The 3,243-nt window shown below is 43.4% G+C and carries 3 protein-coding genes; 1 reads left to right on the top strand and 2 read right to left on the bottom strand.

Annotation, left to right across the window (positions count from 1 at the left end):
• Positions 1-412: 412 nt before the first annotated feature.
• Both O9324_RS26285 and O9324_RS26280 read right to left on the bottom strand, forming a co-directional pair.
• Positions 413-736, bottom strand: a complete 324-nt coding sequence (locus O9324_RS26285) for a PDGLE domain-containing protein (protein WP_002769389.1) — start codon at positions 734-736, stop codon at positions 413-415.
• A 334-nt stretch (positions 737-1,070) separates the two neighbouring features.
• Positions 1,071-1,814: an energy-coupling factor ABC transporter permease gene (locus O9324_RS26280; protein ID WP_288141749.1), complete on the bottom strand. Its 744-nt coding sequence runs from the start codon at positions 1,812-1,814 to the stop codon at positions 1,071-1,073.
• A 536-nt stretch (positions 1,815-2,350) separates the two neighbouring features.
• Between O9324_RS26280 and O9324_RS26275 the strand changes: the two genes are divergently transcribed.
• Positions 2,351-2,887 (top strand): deoxycytidylate deaminase, encoded by a 537-nt coding sequence (locus tag O9324_RS26275; RefSeq protein WP_043995593.1) that lies wholly within the window; start codon positions 2,351-2,353, stop codon positions 2,885-2,887.
• The last annotated feature ends 356 nt before the right edge of the window (positions 2,888-3,243 follow it).

Here is a 3,243-nt window from a genome sequence, read left to right as displayed (position 1 = left end):
ATAGATTGGTCTGATTGTGGTCCAATTACTTTAGTAGTCGTGCAGCCGACTTCTTTTTGTAATCTTAATTGTGATTACTGTTATTTACCCGATCGCCATTTAAAAAATAGAATTGAACACCACCTCTAGATATAATTGGAGTCTGCGGAAAAATTTTTTCTTGGGGGCAGGGTGTGGGGTGTGGGTTTTTACCATTTTTCTGGGGGTCATTTATGTGGGTGGGTGTAATTAAATATAAGATGAACGTTGGTTGGTTTGAAGCATGAAACCCAACGCCCGCATAGTTTACGCTACCGCTAACCCATCCTACCAATAATTGTGCCTCCCTACTTATCAGTTAGAAAGGGGATATAGGGATATAGGGGTTTAGGGAAATTTCAGCTAAATGCCCCACTTCCCGACTCCTATCTACTTACTCCTGATTTTGGGATTTTGGAATGACTAATTTACCGATACCCCAAGCGATGCCGAAAGTGGCAAGAGTTCCCAGAAAACCGGCGAGGGGAGTGGCGATACCTTGGGGAACACCTTTGAGGGCATAACCATCAAAAATTCGGGCGGAGGGTAATTGATTACCAAGGGCGTTAGGGTCTTCCTTTTGGCTAAATTGTAAATCTTCCGCCACTCGATCGAGTCCGTCGGGATCGGGACTGGCAAAGGGAGAAAGAAAAACGGCGATAATTAGGGATAATACCAAGCCAATCAGAAAAAATTGGCTATTTCTGCGAATATTCATGGGCTAATCTTTATTAAACCTCTTGCATAATTAATTTTTGAGGGTTCAAAAACGGTAAAAATAAGGATTAAATTGCATAAAATCCTTAAATAGACCATTTAATTGATTATTATTCATTCTCCTGACTCCTGACTCCTGACTACTAAGTGGGTGGGTGGAATTAAATATAAGATGAACGTAGGTTGGGTTGAAGCATGAAACCCAACGCCCGCTCATGTTACGCTACCGCTAACCCATCCTAAAAATAATTGTGCCTCCCTACTTAACTCCTGACTCCTGACTACTAACTCCTGACTCCTGACCCTAACAACAATTTTTGATTTTTACAAGAGGTCTATTGACGAGAAGCGTAGGAAGGGGGAACGGAAGTATGAACGGAATGGGGCGGATCGTAGAGGAGATCGGGACGGGTTCGCCAGATATAACCGACAGCGAAAACGGTAATCACCGCTTCCCCGATGCCGATGAGGATATGCCAAGATAACATGGCAAAAAGGGCGACTAAAGGCGGTACAGTGCCAGATAAAGCCAATTGCAGGGCGCAAGCTAACGCCGCCACCACTACACTTGTCCAAGCAGCCACGGCAACAGCGATCGCCGTACTGCGCCAACTATTAAAACCAAGGGCTTTTCTAATCCCCAGATAGAGATAATAACCGCCAAACGTCCCGATCAAACCCATATTGACGATATTCGCCCCTAAAACCGTTAAACCGCCATCTTGAAAAAATAAAGCTTGCACGATAAAAACCACCGCCATCACCAGAGAACCCGCCCAGGGGCCGAGCAGAACCCCTGCGAGAGTCCCCCCTAACAAATGTCCGGAGGTTCCCCCCGGAATGGGAAAATTAATCATCTGGGCGGCAAAAATAAAGGCAGCACAAACTCCCATCAAAGGTACAGCCCGTTCAGCGTAGTGGCCGCGCACTTTTTTGAGAGAAAAGCCAATCAGGACAACGGCAATTATCCAAGTAAATAGACTCACTGGTGGACTCAAAAAGCCGTCGGGAATATGGAGGGCGAGATAAGGGGTAAGGAGAGGGTGAAACAAACCAACCCCCAAAAAATTAACAGACATTAAAACTCAGTCTCCTTGGCAATTTGGGTTAGAGATTTCCAGAGAATTGCGTCGCTAGGACGGAAAAGTCCTCTCTTCTAGTAGATAACTAACCGCTTTATTCTACAATGCTCTCTCTGGGGATTTAAACCCTTTAGCTTCTTAAGAATTTCTGTTATTTGGCCAGCCGTCAGGGTTTAGCTATCAGCCAAAATCTGATTATTCTCAAGCAGTCAAATTCTTTAAATTATTATTAAATTCAGAGCTTTTTTTGGTTTTTATGCTAGGCATTAATCAGTTATCAGTTATCAGATCCTGAAGGGCGCTGATAACTGAAATGTCCCCCCACATCTCCTATATCTCCCACTTCCTAAGATAAATAAAGATGAATCAGCTTAAAACTGTTGCTTTATTGGGTTTACTAGCTGGTTTACTTGTGGCTATTGGCTACGCGATCGGTGGTCAGGATGGTGCTTTAATTGGTTTAGAGGTCAACTAATGATAAGCTATCAGAGAGAACCCCCTCTTTTTTGCTTTTTCTAGCTTGGTATGAAACCGTGATCAACTCTGAAGAAAAAAGACCGACTTGGGACGAATATTTTTTAATGATCGCTAAATTAGCCGCCACCAGATCCACCTGTTTAGCTTTTCCCGTCGGTGCGGTAATTGTCAAAGATCGGCAGGTTTTAGCCACGGGTTACAATGGTTCGCCATCGGGAACGGTTCATTGTACTGCCCAGGGTTTTTGTTATCCCGGTTTGGGAACCTGTCGAGAATCCGGAGAAATTCCCTCTAGAGCAATTCATGCCGAAGCTAATGCGATCGCTCAAGCGGCCAAACACGGTATTTCTACCCAAGGAGCTAGTATTTACGTTACTTTAGAACCCTGTATTTCCTGTTTAAAACTAATTATTTCTTCGGGAATTAAAGAAGTTTTTTACGAAGCGGATTTTAATAGTGGGACAAAAGCCATGTTAAGGGATTCTTTTCTAGAAACGGGGATTATTAAATATAAAAAGATTTATTTATCAGCAGAAATGGCTAGTCATGCGGCCTTATTTTTATTAAATCCCATTTCGATCGATCTCAGGTAGTTATCATCAGGATGGTAATTACTAGGAAAAATCTCTATCTAGGGTTGGCTGAAAAAGGGCTCTTCTGGTTTCTGTGTGGAAACGAGGTCTATACTGATAGAATATCGGCAAAATAGCCCTAAAAGTCTTGCCCAATAAGCATTTCACGACTCCATAAGCAAAAATTATCACACAAAGTCGAGAAGAGCCGAAAAAGTTTTTCAGCCAACCCTAAATAGGGTCTGCTGAAAAAGTACGGGCGAAGCATTCGGATAGAAAATCTACGGTTTCACCGATAGGTTATTGCCCGAATGCTTCGCCCCTACAGGACGCGGGCCGATGAAGACGCAAGGTTTTGAACGACGATTCTCTCAAAA

Origin of the sequence: Microcystis sp. LE19-84.1B (genome assembly GCF_027531875.1) — a bacterium.
GTDB classification, from domain to species: Bacteria; Cyanobacteriota; Cyanobacteriia; order Cyanobacteriales; family Microcystaceae; genus Microcystis; species Microcystis panniformis.
The sequence above is the reverse complement of the archived record's forward strand: the minus strand, read 5'-3'. Positions and strand labels throughout refer to the sequence as shown.